At 28.2% G+C, this 18,137-nt stretch carries 9 protein-coding genes; all 9 read right to left on the bottom strand.

The genetic code is table 4. The annotated features are described in order from the left end of the window. Positions 1-9: 9 nt before the first annotated feature. Positions 10-1,617 carry a CTP synthase gene (locus NMG77_RS00915; protein WP_255034833.1) on the bottom strand — a complete coding sequence of 536 codons (1,608 nt, stop codon included), beginning with the start codon at positions 1,615-1,617 and terminating at the stop codon, positions 10-12. Between the two features lie 13 nt (positions 1,618-1,630). Next, entirely contained in the window at positions 1,631-3,799 is a 2,169-nt protein-coding gene (locus NMG77_RS00910) for a RelA/SpoT family protein (protein ID WP_255045943.1), read from the bottom strand. 14 nt (positions 3,800-3,813) lie between these two features. Continuing rightward, positions 3,814-5,559 carry an aspartate--tRNA ligase gene (gene aspS / locus NMG77_RS00905; protein ID WP_255045942.1) on the bottom strand — a complete coding sequence of 582 codons (1,746 nt, stop codon included), beginning with the start codon at positions 5,557-5,559 and terminating at the stop codon, positions 3,814-3,816. 1 nt (position 5,560) lies between these two features. Continuing rightward, complete coding sequence (gene hisS, locus NMG77_RS00900; protein ID WP_255045941.1) at positions 5,561-6,820, bottom strand: histidine--tRNA ligase; 1,260 nt, start codon at positions 6,818-6,820, stop codon at positions 5,561-5,563. Between the two features lie 540 nt (positions 6,821-7,360). Further along, the gene (locus NMG77_RS00895; RefSeq protein WP_255045940.1) at positions 7,361-8,551 is read right to left on the bottom strand and encodes a restriction endonuclease subunit S; all 1,191 of its coding nucleotides are present in this window, start codon (positions 8,549-8,551) and stop codon (positions 7,361-7,363) included. Between the two features lie 192 nt (positions 8,552-8,743). Continuing rightward, entirely contained in the window at positions 8,744-9,160 is a 417-nt protein-coding gene (locus tag NMG77_RS00890) for a restriction endonuclease subunit S (protein ID WP_255045939.1), read from the bottom strand. A 245-nt stretch (positions 9,161-9,405) separates the two neighbouring features. Then, positions 9,406-12,105 (bottom strand): cytadherence protein C, encoded by a 2,700-nt coding sequence (locus NMG77_RS00885; protein ID WP_255045938.1) that lies wholly within the window; start codon positions 12,103-12,105, stop codon positions 9,406-9,408. A 12-nt stretch (positions 12,106-12,117) separates the two neighbouring features. Beyond that, on the bottom strand, positions 12,118-14,871 hold the full coding sequence (locus tag NMG77_RS00880) for a cytadherence protein B (RefSeq protein ID WP_255045936.1): 2,754 nt from the start codon (positions 14,869-14,871) through the stop codon (positions 12,118-12,120). 227 nt (positions 14,872-15,098) lie between these two features. Continuing rightward, entirely contained in the window at positions 15,099-18,113 is a 3,015-nt protein-coding gene (locus NMG77_RS00875; RefSeq protein ID WP_255045934.1) for a cytadherence protein A, read from the bottom strand. Between the last annotated feature and the right edge of the window lie 24 nt (positions 18,114-18,137).

Here is an 18,137-nt window from a genome sequence, read left to right as displayed (position 1 = left end):
ACTCGTAAATTATAACATTTTCATTTTTTTAACTAGGCAATCAAACAATGCCTCAGCGTGAGTAATTTTAGAAGAAAATTCTGGATGATATTGACAACCAATAAAGAAAGGGTGATCCTTAATTTCAATCGTTTCCACAAGATTTTTCTCTTGATAAACCCCCGAAATAACAAAGTTATTATCATTAAATTTATCTAGATAATCATTGTTAAATTCATATCGATGACGATGCCGTCTTTTCAATTTATCCGATTGATAAATTGATTTAATTAGAGTATTATCTTGAAAACTTACTTCATAATCACCTAATCTTAAGCTACCTCCGATATTATCGTTGTTTTGTTCCATTAATTTAAATATTGGATATTGAGTATTTGAATCAAATTCTCTAGAATTAGCATTTTCAAGACCAAGAACATTTCTTGCGTATTCAACACATGCTAATTGCATGCCTAGACAGATTCCTAAAAAAGGAATTTTATTAATTCTTGCAGCCTGAATAAATTTAATTTTCCCTTCAACACCGCGATTACCAAACCCACCAGCAACAACTACTCCATCATATTGTTTAATCTTAGCTGTAACCTCATCAAGGTTGGAATCATCAAATTTAGAAGATTCAATTCATTCGATATCAAGTTTTACATTATTGTGATAGCCAGCTAAATTAATCGACTCAATTAATGAAGCATAAGCATCTTGAAACTTAGTGTATTTACCAATGATAGCTAACTTCTTAGTAAGATTATTTTTATTATTAATCTTATCAACTAGATCATTTCATGCATCTAGTTGTTGGTTTAAATTGATTTGGATTTGCAATTTGCTGGCAATCTTTTCGTGGATTTTTTGATTATATAAGTAATGAGGTAAGAAATAGACATTATCAAGATCGATTGAACTAAAGATATGATCAACATCTAAATAAGTGGAATTAGCGATCTTATTTTTAATAGTTTGATCAAAAGCAGTTTTAGATCGAACAACTAAAAAATCTGGGTTAATACCAAGATTGTTTAATTCTTTTAGTGAATGTTGTAATGGTTTTGTTTTAGATTCGCTATTAGATAAACTGATAATCGGCACAACATGGATAAAAGCAGTTGTTTGTTTATCATTTTCACGGATAATTTGTTTAATCGCCTCAATAAAAGGTAATGACTCAAGATCACCAACTGTACCACCGATTTCACAGAAAACTAAATCATATTCTCCGTTATTAGAAGCATCATAAATGCGTTTTTTAATTTCATTGGTTACATGTGGAATTAATTGAACTGTTTTGCCTAAATATTCACCTTTACGTTCTTTGTTAATTACGCTAAAATAAACTTTACCAGATGTCACTGAAGATTTTTCACTTAAATTTTGTACTAAAAATCTTTCATAATAACCTAGATCTAAATCTGTTTCAGCTCCATCAGATGTAACAAACACTTCACCATGTTCATATGGAGACATTGTGCCTGAATCAACATTTAAATAAGGGTCAAGTTTTAAAACATTAATCTTGTAATTTTGATGTTTAAAAATACTAGCAATCGATGCTATGATTAATCCTTTACCAACAGAAGAATAAACTCCTCCAGAAACAAATATATATTTAGTTTTTCTCATAATCTAATAGTTTTTATAATAACTTCCAATTGAATGACATATCTTTTAATGTAATTTCATCCATAATGAAATTTAAATGTTTCATATTCTGGACATATATCCCAAGATCAGCAAAGAAAGTATTGTTTTTCTTATCTTTGGTGATACTTAATGAAAAAATCTTAGCGTTGTTATTAATAATTACCATTAAAATATCATTAATAACATTACCACTTCAAGCACCATGAACTTTAACATAACTTCTAAACAACCTTGGTTTGGACTCTAATTTTTCATCATTCCAATTTAGCGCTATGATTTTTTCATTATTAAGCTTTTTAATATTCTTACAATTTGGAGAGTGAACATTAAGAATATTTTTTTGAATCAAACCAGCCGAAGGAATATAAGGTAAGATCGAACAACACTTACTAATTTTAATACTAGCAAAATCAATCCCAGGAATCTCTTTAAAATAAGAGTTTTGGAATAATCATTTAGGTCGGTTGATTTTTAGTTGCTTTAAAGTCTTTTTTCAATTATAGTTTTTAGAAAAAAACTCATACTGTTCGTTGTTCTTGAAATTAATCTTACTTACATATTTAATATATTCACTAAGATCATTAAATCCAAGAATTTGTACTCTCTTAACAATATCAGACGATGAAATTACATTCTTTTTCAAAATTTTTCTTAGTTTAGCCAAGAACTGTGCTTCAGTCTCTTCATAACTATTAATTTGTTCGATAATTGCTATGATTTCTTTTTTAATTGCAGGGTTCTTGATAGATTTTAATCAGCTTTCACTAATCTTAACTTCGCTGCTATATTCAAAACTAACAACATCCCCATCATCAAGTTTCTTATCAAATGAAATAATGTCGTTTGAACAAGTAATTTTATCTAAAAAAATAAATTCTTCAGGATTAACACGATAAGCTAACTCAAGCGCGGTAATTGATGATGGCAACGAATAACTTTTATTATTGTTAGATACCAAAACATCAATTAAAGATCCTTTGGTTAAATCTTTTATTAAACTCAAGTCTTGTGCTTTTTTCTCGTTAAAAATATCGACTTGAAAACGATTTAAAACTTCTGTTTTGTATTCATCAGTTTGACTGATATCTTGATTAAGTTTATAAGCTCAATGTGATGCTAACCCTAAGTGCGAGTTGCGATCCATGCTTTTAGTTCTTATCTGAACTTCGATTTGAGCACCATCAACTAATACAGTTGTATGAATCGATTGGTATAAATTATTTTTAGGAGCACATATGTAGTCCTTAAATAATCCTGGAACATATTTATAGTTAAGATGAACTAACCCTAGTACATGGTAAGCTTCAAATTCATTTTCAACAATAACTCTTAACGCATAAATATCATGAATATTCTTAATATTATGCCGATAATTAAGTTTTTGATAAGTTGAATAAACACTTTTGATTCTTGAAGTAAGCTCATAAGATAGATGGCTACCATCTAATATTTTTCTGATTTGTTGTTCAAAGTTTTTTCATTTAGTTTCATTAATTAATTTATGAACATTGATTAATGATAAAGTGTTATCAAAAGCTGTTGGGTTAATTATCTGAAATGTTAGATCTAGTAATTGGGTTTTAATCCAATACATACCCAATCTTCCAGCAATCTGAGCATAAGTATCAAATGTTTCTTGTGCAATAATTTTTTGACGATCAGGTCGTAAAAAATTAATTGTTGATAAGTTATGAAACCGATCAGCTATCTTAATAATAATTGGGCGGATATCTTTTGAAATTGAACTAAATACACGGATTGTGTAATCTAATTCATTTTTATGAGGATTAAAACTTCCTGCGCTTTCACGGTTTCTTTTAGCTTCAGAGGAAATTTTAGTAACAACCCTAACTAGTTCTAAAACATCATTATTAAACGTTGATGAAATCAACCGTTTATCTACAGGTGTATCTTCTAATAAGTCATGCAGCAAACCAGCGATAATTGTATTATCATCCATTTTTCATTCTGCTAACTTAATGGCAGTTTCAAGCGGATGGATAATATATGGTTCACCACTTTTACGCTTCTGTTCGCCGTGTCAAAATTTCGCGAATTCAAAAGCAGCAATAAATTTTTTAATACTGCTTTCAGAATAGTTATTCTTTACTAAGATTTCTTTAAAATCTTCAAGACGAGCGTTGACTGATTGAAAATCCATTACAATATAATATTTTACTTATTTTTGATTGATAAATAAAGTTCATTTAAGAATTGTTCATTAATCGCTTCTGATGGTGAATTGTTCATCAAATCAAACCCTTGGTTGTTCTTAGGGAAAGCAATAATATCACGAATTGATTTCGACTTAGTTAAGATCATAAGAATACGATCAGAACCTAAACCAATTCCACAGTGTTGGGGAGCGCCATATTGATAAGCATCTAATAAGAAACCAAATTTATCATAAGCTTCATCTTTAGATAATCCTAATGATTCCATGACTTCTTCTTGGAGTTTTGGATTGGTAATACGAATCGCACCACTACCTAGTTCAAAACCATTTAGTACTAAGTCATAAGAAGAAGCTCTTGCATTCTTCTTATCTTCATTGAAAGTATCAATACAAGAAGGATCTGGTGAAGTAAATAAGTTATGAGCTGAAACGTATTTGTTTTCTTTTTCATCTCATTCATATAATGGTCAATCAACAATTCATAAGAACTTGTATTCATCTTCATTTGCTAATTGATAGATCTCATTTAATTGTGTTCTAACAGCACCAAGGGATTTGTTGATCACTTCAAGACTATCATCCCCAACAAAGAAGATCGTTCCTTTTTTGTCGTTTAATCCTAGGTTAGTTAGATCTTGTTGGTCAATAAAGCGTTTAATTGAACCATCGATGATTTCGTTATTTTCATAACTAAATCAACTTAATGCTTTAGCGTGGTTGTCCTTAGCGTATTTTTCTAGAACTTTGTGTTCTTTAGATGATATTAAGATATCATCTAGAACAATTGCTTTTAATAAGTTTTTATTCGCAAAGTTCTTGAAAACTTCAAACTTGTGTTCTTTAAATGCTTTAGATACATCAGTCAATTCACACCCAAATCTTAAGTCTGGTTTATCAGTACCATAAAGATTCATCGCATCATCAAACTTCATGCGTATGAAGTTTGGTTCGATCTTAATATTCATTAACTTATCAAAAACATGAACAAACATCTTTTCAATTAGAGCAAAGAATTCTTCTTTGCTCATAAATGAAACTTCCATATCGATTTGAACATGTTCAGGTTGACGGTCTTTTCTTAAGTCTTCATCTCTAAAACATCTTGAGATTTGGAAATAACGTTCAAACCCACTGATCATTAATAATTGTTTATAGATCTGTGCTGATTGAGGTAGAGCATAGAACATATTAGGGCCACATCTAGAAGGTACAACATAGTCTCTAGCACCTTCAGGAGTTGTTTTAGATAAGATTGGTGTTTCAATCTCAGTAAAGTTCATTGAAGCTAAGAAGTTACGTACGATTAAAAAGAAATCTGAACGTAGTTTCATATTTCTTTGTAACACTGGTCTTCTTAGATCTAGATAACGATATTTTAATCTAACTTCTTCTAAAGCATCAGTTTCATCTTCAATAATAAACGGAGGTGTTTTAGATTTAGAAATAATTGTTAATTTATTAATTAACACTTCACGATCACCTAGTTCTAGATTCTTGTTAGGATCTTTTTTTAGTTGAAGTAGTCCTTCAACTAAAACTAGATCTTCACGTGATAAACTAGCGTACTCATTTTTCTTATCTAATAACTGGATTAATCCTGATTTATCAGCAATTTCAATAAAATTGAAATTCCCTAGCTTACGGATATTTTTAACTCAACCAACAATCATTGTTGGTTGGTTAAGTAAATCATTGTTTTTTAATTCAATAATCGGTTTACGGTTAGTAAAATCTAATGGTTGCATACTACTTAATAAAGTCCTCTAGTTTAATTGTTTGTTGTTCTTGGTTATCTAGGTTTTTAATCGTAACGGTATTTTGTTGCCATTCATTATAACCCAATATAATCAGATGAGAGTACTTAGCTCTTAGGGCGTATTTAATTGCTTTGTCTAACTTTTTTAATCTTGGATTAAAAAAGACATTTAATTGTTTATCTCTTAGTTGTTCGGTTAATTTTATTGTATCTATTAATTTATCCTCTTCAAGGTTGATTACTAAATATATGTCTTTTTTTGCTTGAAGGAATAAATTATTTTTAATTTCTTCATCTAAATAACAGATAAACCGTTCAATACTTAAAGCAAATCCGATTGCTTGATGATCTTTATCGGTTAGTTCTTTAACTAGGGTTTGATAACACCCACCAGCTAATAAAGTACTTTGGGATTTATCTTGGTTATCAAGAATAAATTCAAACACCACTTCAGAATAATAATCCAACCCTCTTACTAATTGTTTATTAACAACATATTTAATATTTAATTGATCTAATTGGTTTAAGAAGTTCTTAAAGTATTGTTGTTCTTCTTGCGAGATGAATTGTTCTATACCTGGTGCGTTCTTAACAAAGTCTTTGGTGGATTCTAGCTTATCATCTAGAATTCTTAACACACCATATGATCCCAATCTTGATTGGGATAATTCTGTTAGTTGATCGTAATATTGTTTAAAGTATTCATTTAAATGATCAACTCATTTTTGTCTTGAATCAAAGTTTCCGATTCAATTAATGTTTAAAACACATTTAAGCTTAAAAGTATTAAGAATTTTATTTGCAAACAGAATTGTTTGCAAATAATCACTAGAATCTAAATCACCTACTAGTTCAATACCAAACTGATGGAATTCGCGCATTCGTCCTTTTTGAGGGCGTTCATAACGAAACATTGGTTCTAGATAAAAAAGCTTTAGTGGTAACGCTTTTTTATCTAGCAACTTATGTTCATTAATTGCTCTCATAACACTTGCAGTACCTTCTGGGCGTAAGGCTAGTAAGCGTTGAGATAAATCATTGAATTGGTAAAGTTCTTTTTTAACGATATCAGAATGTTCTAGGTTGCGATTAAATAACTCCGCATGTTCAAACACAGGAGTTTTAATTCTTTCATAAGCATATTGGTTAGCTATTTCTATGATTTTATTAGTGATAGCACTAAATAAAATCATATCTTCATCAAACCAATCAATAGTACCCCTAACAGCTTTTATTTCCTTAGTGTTCATTTATTAATATTAATACTTATTATCTTATCTAGATATGGTTAGTAAACTAACCAGACCTTGGTTTGTAATATTATAAAAAAAAGAAGTAAATATAAATTTACTTCTCTTATTTTTGTTTGGTTGGGGTAGTTGGTAGAAGAATGATGTGAGTTTGGTTAGGGGTTATGTTTGTTTGGTTTGATTAGTTTATAGATCTAGAAATTGTTTTGGTTTTCTTAGTTAATTTAGGTTAGGTATGGTTAGTAATTAAGGTGTTGTTGTTAGTTAATTTTATGTTGATTATTTTAAGTTATGTTTTTAAGTAATTTTTATTAAAAATAGGTTAAATTTACCGCTTATTTTTGATATTTTGTTAGTTATAGATTGATTAAATTTTATTGCTTTTTTACCACTTAAATCGACTAGTTTATTTTATTTAAAAACAATATTAATTTAGTAATAAAAAAAGAATAACTGAATCATATTTTTAAGATCAATTATCCCTTTAATAAAAGTGTAGTTTTTGTTATATACTAATCTTTTATTGAATCTAAAAAACTATTAACAAAACATTTTATTAAGTAAATTCTCTTTTACAAGATTTAGTTTGCTTTCTTTTTGTTTTAATAAGTTTATTAAATTATCAATCTTCGAGAAAATGTCAGATATTTTTTCTCTTTCTTTTTCCTCTGTTGGTAATTTTACTTCAATCTCAGCCATTACATAATTCGATAATTGCGGACGGGTACCTTGTATTACATGATTAGGTGTAACTTTGTTTAAGACTTCAGAAATCATTCAATCTGGTTTCATAGTTTTCTTTAATAAAACTCCACAAACGTCAGTGCAATAAAATTTCCCTTGTCTGTATCTTACCGTTCCGGCGTAACCAACAGTGGTTCAAGTAATAGCATCTTGATATAAGAATTCTTTATAAAAACCAAATAAACCATTATTTAGAGTTTTTGATGAGTAAACAGGGTAAGGATTCAAACCACTGCAAACTTGAGATACTTGCTTTTCGTTAAGGACATAACCCTGAGTTATCTTGAATATATCGTTAATAGCAAATATTTTTCAATCTTTATCAAACCCATTAAATCTTATATCAGGTTTGTTTTGATTAGTTTTAGGAAACATATTACTTAATAATGCTTCCTTGCAATTCTCTAATTTAGATATTTTAGACTTAGTTGATTCAAGGAGATTTTCAAATGAAAATAAAAGATTACCAATCTTTTTCATTTCATCATCAGATGTTAGTGAAACAGTTACACCCTTAACTATATCTAGATTTATGTACGGCTGAACTCCAACTAAAACAAGTTTGTTTCAATAATTTGATTGATGAATTCATTTAAGTTCTCAAAAAATAAAATCTCTTAATGTATTCGATTTAAATCCTATATTATAAAACGCTTCCGAAGTTGCGCAATCCATGTTCATAATCACCACTTCCCCATACGAAAAAGTTGTGACCAAACTAATAGTTCCTTTAGGGTAAAATTTAGCAACATTACAGTCTAATGCTAGTTGCGTTATTTTCTTTTCAGTTTTATTAATAAAGCAACCATTGTTATTGATATCAGAAATTTTTAAAAACGGAATTCTACCACCGTAATACGATTTATTGCTAATTAATGGCGTTCTACCTAATCCTAAGTAGCTTACCAACTCTTTTAATTGACTACTTTTTCACCCCTCATCAAATCCTTTAAATCTTATCTCTGGAATGTTTTTATTTTTATTCATCTTCATCGATTTAAATAATTACGATAAGTATATTAAAGACAAAAAAATATAGCTAGTCTTGACCATGAAAAAATACCTCCAAAAAGTTTGTTATTCGGGGTACCTTCATACTCTCTTTTTTTAAATACATAATTGTATTTAGATATAAAAACTGACCTCCAAAAACTTTCGTTTTTTAGAGGTCAGACACAATTAACAATACATTTTATTAATTAATGATTCTTTTATAAAACCTAGTTTGGCGTGTTTTTGTTTCAATAATTCGATTAACTTATCTAATTTAAGAAATAATTCACCAATTTTTACTTGTTCTTTTACATCAGGAACTTGTATATCTATTTCTCCATATTCATTAAAATAAATATGTCGAATAACTTCACCTGATATTAATGAACTAAAGTTTAATATAGATAAACGAGCAAATAGGAAACTTACATCAAATTTATTTTTAGGAATTAACCCACCTAATGTACATGTAAAATAAGTATAAGGTTGCATTAATCTAACACGACCACATTCACTACCGTCTTTTACTATTGAAATATAACTATTTTTTATAAAAGAATAATTTGTATAACCTATTTTTTTTAGTAGTATCAAATAATTCATATTTACCAAATGATTTTGCATTCGAAATGAGTAATTTCGATACTCTATAATCAACGAGCTTTTTTATCTTGCTAATGTTCCACCCCTCACTAAATCCCTTAAATCTTATCTGTGGAACGTTTTTGTTTTTATTCATCTTTATTATTCTAAATAATTACGATAAGTATATTAAAGACAAAAAAATATTGCTAGTCCTAACAATAAAAAATAACCCCTATTTTAATAGGGGTTATCGATTAATATCACTAATTTATCTTTCTAGTCTTATCAGCTTGATAAAAAGAAGTATTGTTTACTTGTCTTGTTTGGTTATTAAACCCTTGGTTAGACCTTGGAGGATTGTTTCTAAAACCATGAGCTGTTGTGTGATTCATTCTACTTGCTTGATTAAAAGCTTGTTGGTTGTTAGGTGGATAGTATCCTCTAGTTGGATTTTGTCTTTGGTTAAAGAATTGTGGATTGTTAAAATGATTGTAATTATTAGGTCTTTGGAATGGTTGATTAATAATTCTTTGATTATTATTAATCATTCTTGTTTGGTTATTACCAATATTTAAATGATCGTTAGGTTTATTAAATTTACCTGTCAATCTATTACGATCTGTTTGCGGGTTGTATAACTTGGTTTCAATCTTTTGGTAAATGATATTAACCGAATCATTTAATTTGTCGATCTTGTTGTTTGCATTAGTAAATAATTGTAATGATACCTTCTTGGTTTTCAAGATTTGCATAATAATCAAGAAGATAAATGCTAATAACAAGATCACGCTTACAATTATTGATAAAACAATTGTAGGCACTAAATAAACTGGACTAGCTTTTAAATTATTGTATTCAAAACTAGGGAACTCTAGATTTTTTAAGATCTGATCAGTTTTATAATAATTACCATCAAAATAAGGGAATTCAAAACTGATAACAAATTTATTATCGTTAATTACATTAGTTACAACTCTTGGTGCCCAATTAATTTTTCCTGGTTGGTAATCGTACAATTTGTTAATAATAAAATCATTATTAACAATATCATAAGCATTCATCGTGTTTAGTTTTTGTTCAACTAAATATGATGCGGGTTTAAAATTAACTGTCCCTCATAGACTAGAACCTTTAGAATCAGGCTTATTGTCAAATACCGGAACCCCATTGTTAAAGAAGTCTGCCTTAATGTATTTTTGATTAGCTTGATCTAGATAAATTAAATCTGATTCAATTAAATTATCAAGATCTCTAAAAAGATAAAAAGCATTATCGTTTAATACAAAAATCAAGAAAGCTAAACCACTTTTAGTGGTTCTGTAAATCTCAGAATAGTTAATTAACAATACTTCATCGTTGGTTATACTTATATTCGTATTAATTTGATTAACTCAGGTTGTAGATGTGGTTGGATTATAAAAACTAATTCATCATATAGCTTTGTATAATATGATATTAGTAATGTAATCAAATCCTGACATAGACGTTTCATCGTCTAATAGGTTATATATGCTATCTGTATGTAAAGTATATGTATCTCCAGAAAAGATAAAACCAATAATTTGCGATCTTAAGATTAAGATCCCAATAAGATTAGGATAACCATTAATTTTATTATCAGATTGATCTTCTTGAACCGAATAGTGATAAGCGTATTGACTTAATGTGTTAGCTTGATCAGGTTTATTTAATACATTAGTATATAGTTTGATGCTATAACTAGCTGAAAAAAATTCGTTAACTGTACTAAAGTTGTTGGTTATTTCAACTACTTTAGATTGCGAAATAGCACCACTAATAAAGATATTAGAGTAATTGGTATTAGTACTACTATAGTATGTAGAACTAATAATGTGACTAAACTTATGGTTAGTCTCATTGATCTTAATAATTGGAGCAGGGATTAAACCTAAATGTAAAGAATAGATTGAAGTTTGGTTTTGATTTTCTGGATTATTCTGATCAATTAATTTTTGTTTAATAACATTGATTCCCGTAATAAAATAAGCAGGAGTATATAACTTAATATTGTTAACTACAAACTGAGTAGTTTTGGTGTGCTCAGAATTATTATAATTACCTAAACTTCAGTTTAGATTGGTAGTAGCAAATAATCGTGGATATATATTAATTAAGTTTTTATTATTATCTAGAACATTATCATCTGTTTTATTTACATCAAATAAATAGAACCACAAACTAACAATATCATTGCTACCAAATACTGCTAAACGATTATTGATAAATGCTAATCTACTAATTGAGTTGTAGTAATAATAAGAGATATTATTAAGAATTGAACTATTCGTAGGTCTATCTAATAAACCTAACGCATAGTTTTTATTGTTAATAATTTCATCATTGGTCGGATTTTTAGATAATTTTGGTTCAAAACCTACTTTAATAAATAAACTAGCTAAATCCCTTGAAAAACGATAAGGATTTAGTTGAAACTTCTTGATGATCTTTAAAGAGTTATTTTCATCTTTTAGTTCTAAAACATAAGCAGGAGAACTAATGCTTATTGTCGATAAGTTATTACCTGTGATATTAACTATTGGATTTTTAATTAACAAATAGTAATAATCTGATTTGAGATTATTAGCTACAAAATCCACTGTTTGATAATTAATAAAATCTTTTCCGTAGTTATAGCTATAATAAACATTCCCAAAAACATCCAGTTTTTTAACACCTGTTTGAGTTAATGCAAAATAATCATTCTTACTATTTTGCACATAAGTATTATTAGTTGTTTTTAGATCGTCATATGAATTATTCTGTTCAACTAAAGCAGTTTTGTTATTTAAATTAGTTGCTTGTATTTGATTATTATTTTGGTTATTACTAATAAAGATTTTAGTTAAACCTAAGCTAATGAAGATAACAAAAAAGATACTAACTAAAATCTTAATTAGGTTACTTTTATTTAGTTTAGTAAATCTTTTTGATAACTGCTTCATTAATAATTTATATTATTCATTTATGACCATTTTAGTCTTTTGTTTATATTCACGCATTTTAGCAAAATTAACACGTGAATTAGTGCTATTATCTTGCTTTATTTTATCTTTTTGCTTATTAATTATATTATTGTCTATTTTTTTAGTTTTACCATTTAACATTTTAAATTGTTGCTTATGTTCATCATCAGCTTTTTCTTTAGCGGATAAGCGTTTAAAATGTCTAGAAGAATGAATCAACGACTTAAATACAGAACCAATCGATAAAACTAAACCATCCATTTTTAAAGTATTAGTTTTAAATGATTTTAGCAATGATCTACGTTCTTTAATTAAAGATAAACCAACTATAGTCATTGAAACCATTCCAATAATCAATATTAATAGTGGAATAAATATTCCCATATATAAATAAACCTGATCAATTCCCAAGAATCCGTTAAAATTACCAAAGCTATTATCACTATTTAAGTAATCTGATTTATTAGGAATAATTTCGTATTGTTTAGTTATATCACTATAAACATAAGGAACTAATTTAAATTTAGATTGTTCATAATCTAAATCCACCACCTTTAATTTAAGTTTGTATTCTTTATCTTTATTTGACGGAAAGTATTCATAAACATTTTTAATTAAATCATTTTTTAAGATTACTTCATCATTTTTTATATCAAACAAATCTGCTAGATTTGTTTGACTTAAATTAATACTTCTAGTCGAAATAAACTCACCACTACCTAAGAATTTAACTCTTTGAGCTATTGGATTAATTATTCCGTTATTTTGAATATTGTTAGCACTTAAAGAGTAGATATTATAAGAATAATCTTCGTTTTGTAAATATAATGCATCTGAACTATTAAATTGCAATAAGCCATTAGATTTTTTTATTGATCTTGAATTGAAGTTAACGTTCTTATTTTTTTGATCACTAAAACTAGAATAATAAAATTTCGGATTAGTAGCAGTTGTTGAATCAGGAGCAAATAAGCTAAATAAATAATTTTCGTTAGAATTAACTACTTTAATTCCTCTAAAATCCTTGAAGTTAAAGATAGGTGTAAAATTTAACGGTCCATTTATGTCGTAATCAATAAAATCTTGATTTGATAAACGATATAAAAAATTAAATTTACTTGGTTTAATTGATATTGCAGAAGGTCCATCAATTTCTAAAATATATGGACCAACTTGAACTGCATAACTATTATCATCAAGGATAATTAATCCTCCAACATCATTTTCATTAAACCCATGACGAACAGTTAAATTATGCAATGTTCCTTCAACTGATTTATTATCTGATGCAATATTTAAAGCGTCTATATTAGGTTGAGCTGTTTCAGTTGTTCAAGGAGCTATTAATCTAAAACCATATGAGTTTTGATTAAGATAATAAGTTCTATCAACATTCGATTCATCAATCTTATTATCAAGTTTAGCTAGATCAGATAAATTAAAAAAGAATCCAGCTAATACTTTAGGTCCAACAGAATTTTTTTGAGCATTATTAGCACTTAACGGAATAGAACTTAATGAATTTAATGTTGCTAATTTATTAGGTTCATAGTTTTGTTTGTTTAAAACTACTTCATTAGAATTATCATCAGCACTTAATCCTGTGGTAACACTTCCGAATAAGAAGATATAATTCTTATTATTGTTTAAACCAGGTTTCACTCCTGCTACTGCTATTCTAGGCACTAATGTATAGTTTTTATTTTGACCTAATAAAACTCTTTGCGTATCTGGATTAACAGCAGTTAATGAACTTAGTAAATAAGCATAAGGATAACCTGTAACAGTAGGTCTTTCAGAGTAATTATTATAAAATCTTGCTCTAAAAACTCCTATTGATAAATATTTAGAAGCCTCTTTACGATCTTTTTGATCATCATTAATTCAGTTACCATTCCCTCCAAATATGAATACATCATTTTTGTATTCATATAAGTTAGCTAAATTGGTAATATATTGTAATCAAGGTAATGATATAAAGTTAGAATTAGCACTAAATCAAGAAGGATGATCTTCTTTTTTGAATGATCCATTAATTCCATAGATGGTTGGTGTATTAGATTTTCAACTAGATGGATAATTATCGATTAAAGCGCTAGGTGGAATATTCACATAATCAATAATACCGATTGGATTACTAATATGATTTAAATCTTCTTTTATTTTTAAAATTGTTCCTTGAAGTGTTACATCTGTTGATAATTCTTGAAAGCTAAATAACTGACTTTTAACATCATTATTTAGTATTTGTTCGCTTACAAGCAAAACATAATAAATTGATTGATCTTCTTTAGATTGAATAGCTTCTGCCACAATCTTTCTATAAATACTATTAATAAAAAGATCATCTTGACGTCTTAGTACTAATTTATCACCACTATATACTAAATTGTTTTTGCTATCTGTTAGTGCTATTCTATTAAAATCATTTAAATTGAATTTTCATTTTAAGTAACCAAAACTATCAATACGTTCTAATCCACCATCAAAACTAAGTGCTAATAAACCACCATCACTAGTAGGTGATGATGAAAAATTAGCATTAGCATTTCATCTAATTTTACTTAAAGAGTTGTTTTTAATTATTTGATTAGTTTGGTTATCTTCTACTAGACTAGCTGATTGTTTTACTAGGTTAGTGTTTCTTGAATTGTAATTAAACAACCCAAGAAACACTAAACTAATAGCAGTTATTAGTAAGATAATAAAAAGGATAAAATATTTTTTAAATCGTTTTTTAAACATTATCTTTAAATTACTAATAATCTATTATTATTGTTTAGTTTTAAGCTTTATTAATATTTAATAAAGCTTATATGCGGTTTTATATCAAAATAATAGGTATTCTTATTTTATCAATTTAAATGTTGTTTTGATATTGAACTATCTATATTTTAATAAAACAACCCCTCTTATAATAGGTAAGATTACCTTATTTGGAGGGGGTTTTATTTAATAAATAATTAACTTATTTATTTTTTAGGAGCGGCAGGTTTAGGAGCAGAAGGTTTAGCTGGTCCTGATGGTTTAGCTGGTCCTGCAGGCTTAGCTGGAGCAGCGCCCGCTGGTTTTGGAGCAGCAGGTTTTTCACCTGGTTTAGCTGGAGTTTTAGCAGCACCTAAAGCAGCAGGTTTTTTCTTAACATTAGCAGTTTGTGAAATAATCTTTTTGTAAACTGAACCAACAGCTGAAGTCAATGTATCAACTTTTTTGAATGTTGTTTTGAACCCTTTGTCTTGTAATTTTCTTTGAGCTCTCATCGGAATACCGATTGATAAACCTAAGATAATCATAATAGCAAGGATACCTAATGTACTACCAATAGCAGTAGGTAATACTCAAGAAGGTAATGATGCGAAGTTGTTATAAGAGAAAGATACGTAACCCTTGTTTTTTAATTTAGCATCGTAATATTTACCATCCAGGTATTGAATTTGAACTTTGATGGGTAATTTTTGGTTAGTTAAATCACCATCTGGATCAACTATTACTCTGTAGTTGGTACCAGCATTAGCTGGAGTAAAGTTCACTAAACTGTTTAAGAAACTTTCGTTAGTAACAAAGTCTTTAGCAACACTATTCGTAAATCCGTTTTCAATTAGATATTGAGCAGGTTTAAATTCAATCGTCCCTCAGAAATCAGAAGTATATGTAGAACCAGATCCAGAGAAAGCAATTTCTTCTAGGTTAGAGTTGAAGCTTTGACTCTTAACAAAGTCACTCGGAGAACCTTGACTACTTGAATATAAAGAAACATTACCTGAGCTATCAATTGTATATAATGAATCTTTTAATAAAGGTAAAACTAAATTAATTTGTTTTTCAGCAACTAAACTTGTAGGACTAAATGAACTTGATAAATCAGGATTGCTAGATTCGGGAAGTTTTAATGTATAGATACTAGATTTATTAGCGTCGTCAGTGAATAGGAAGTATCATAATTCTTCACCGGGAATAATACTTTTAATATTCTTTATAGAAGAGAACGTATCAATTGGGTTTGTAGATATAATTTGGTGATTGTTTCCGAAAGGAGTAATTGCACTAGAAGACTTAGCTAATCCAATTTGAGCTCTTAAATATGTAACAGCAGCAACAGATTCTAAGCCATTAGCATCCGGTCTATTTAAACTCACAAAACTTGTAGCTTTAAGACCTACATCTAAATTATTTCTAATACCATCATATCCTAAAATTGATTGGTCATACTCATAGTTGTTGTCTGAATAACCACTTTTGAAAATCGTTCTATCACCAGAAGAATCATCTTTTATATAAGGAATCTTAGAAAGACTTCTTGCATCATCCTCATTTAAAAAACCTCCTAACATTCTAAACTTAAGAGTTTTATCTTTTAAACCATCAGTTTCTGTTCCGACTCTAGCAGCATTTATAAAATCGTAATCACCAACATTTACTAATTTATAAGTTCCATTTCAGTGTCTCATGTCACTTCTTGTCTGCTGGAAGTTTTGATAACCGAAAACATATAGGTATGGTTGAAAGTTACCATCTGGTTTTTTCTCGTTATTATATGAAGCTCTTAAAATAACACTAGAACCAGTTGACGTGAATGATACACCACCGATTGATCCGTTTATAAATGCATTAGCATTATTTTTATTAATTTCATCGCTAATACCTAATCTATAATCAGAATATATTCTTCCTTCTATAACATTAGGATTAGATCAATTAGTTTCATCAATTTTATTATTAGAACTTGGTTTTTGATCTATACCAAAACTCCTATATGTTTTTAGAGTATTAGTATTTTCAAGCATTCCATTGTCTGTAGATGACGCTTCAGAATCATTAGTTTTTACAAGATTTAAATCATTTAAATCTGTAAGCTTCGTAGGGAATGAATAATATCAAAGTGAAGGTAGTTTACTTGAACCAAAAATGTAAATACTATCACCTATAAAAGATAATGAATTAACAGAATTTAAATAAAGTCTTGAAAATACATTAACAGAATCTTCTTTTAACGCAACATTGGGAGCATCAGGAAAATTAAAATTTCAATAAGTATCAGAATTAAAATTACTAGCTCTAGTAATTTGTTTATTTTCTTCATTACCAGTTCATTGAGGATAGATAAATTTTTCATCTAATTGAAATGAAGTTTTGATTTTCTTTTTAATACTATCATCAAAATCTTTTTTTCCGCTCTGAGAAGTAGGGGGATTAGGTTTTGTTTGAGTAACAACACCATTACCGAAATCAAACATTCCGTCAGATTCATTAGAACCACTAACTCTACCGACAGGAGTAGGTAGTGTAACTACATTTACATCATTAGGAAGAATATCTCTTTGGATGTATAAGTTGTATCAGTCAGAAGATAGGTTTTTAGGTAATAATGGAGCGTCTAAAATGAAATCATTAACAATTTCACCTTCTGTATCTTTTTTGAAAGTAAATTTAGTTCCATCATCAACAATTCTTATTACATGAGCAGGATTATCAACACCACCAATTGCTAATTTCGTGTTATCATTTTTAGAACCTAATCTAGTGGTACTTCTTGTTTCTAATCCGCTCCCAACTCTTTTTACATGAATATTAACATTTTCATTCACTAAAAGAGCATAATAAACTCTATTTTGTTTTCCGTCAAATCTATTTTTACTAGTTGTATAATCAGCTACAATTTGTTTTATTTCATATCCAGAAAAATCATCAGATAAATCTAAACCATACATAGGCTTAGTAAAACTATCCAATTTAATAATAGATGTTTTAGATGATGTTATAAAATTATCATTATCATCTTTTAGAACAGAATTAAATAAAGAGTTGCTATTACCTATTTGATTAAGATTAATGCTGTTAGCATTAACAGTTCTAGCTTGATTAAATAGTTGAGTATTATTTTTGTTACTAACTTCTTTATTAATTGCAAAGCTAACTGATCCAAGAATACCAATTCCAACCAATCCGCTTATTAAAGAATAACTTTTAAGTTTTTTCGATATATTCATATTTTTTATTTCACCTACTTTATA

The sequence above is a fragment of the Mycoplasma bradburyae genome, assembly GCF_024339025.1.
Taxonomy (GTDB): Bacteria; Bacillota_I; Bacilli_A; order Mycoplasmatales; family Mycoplasmoidaceae; genus Mycoplasmoides; species Mycoplasmoides bradburyae.
The sequence above is the reverse complement of the archived record's forward strand: the minus strand, read 5'-3'. Positions and strand labels throughout refer to the sequence as shown.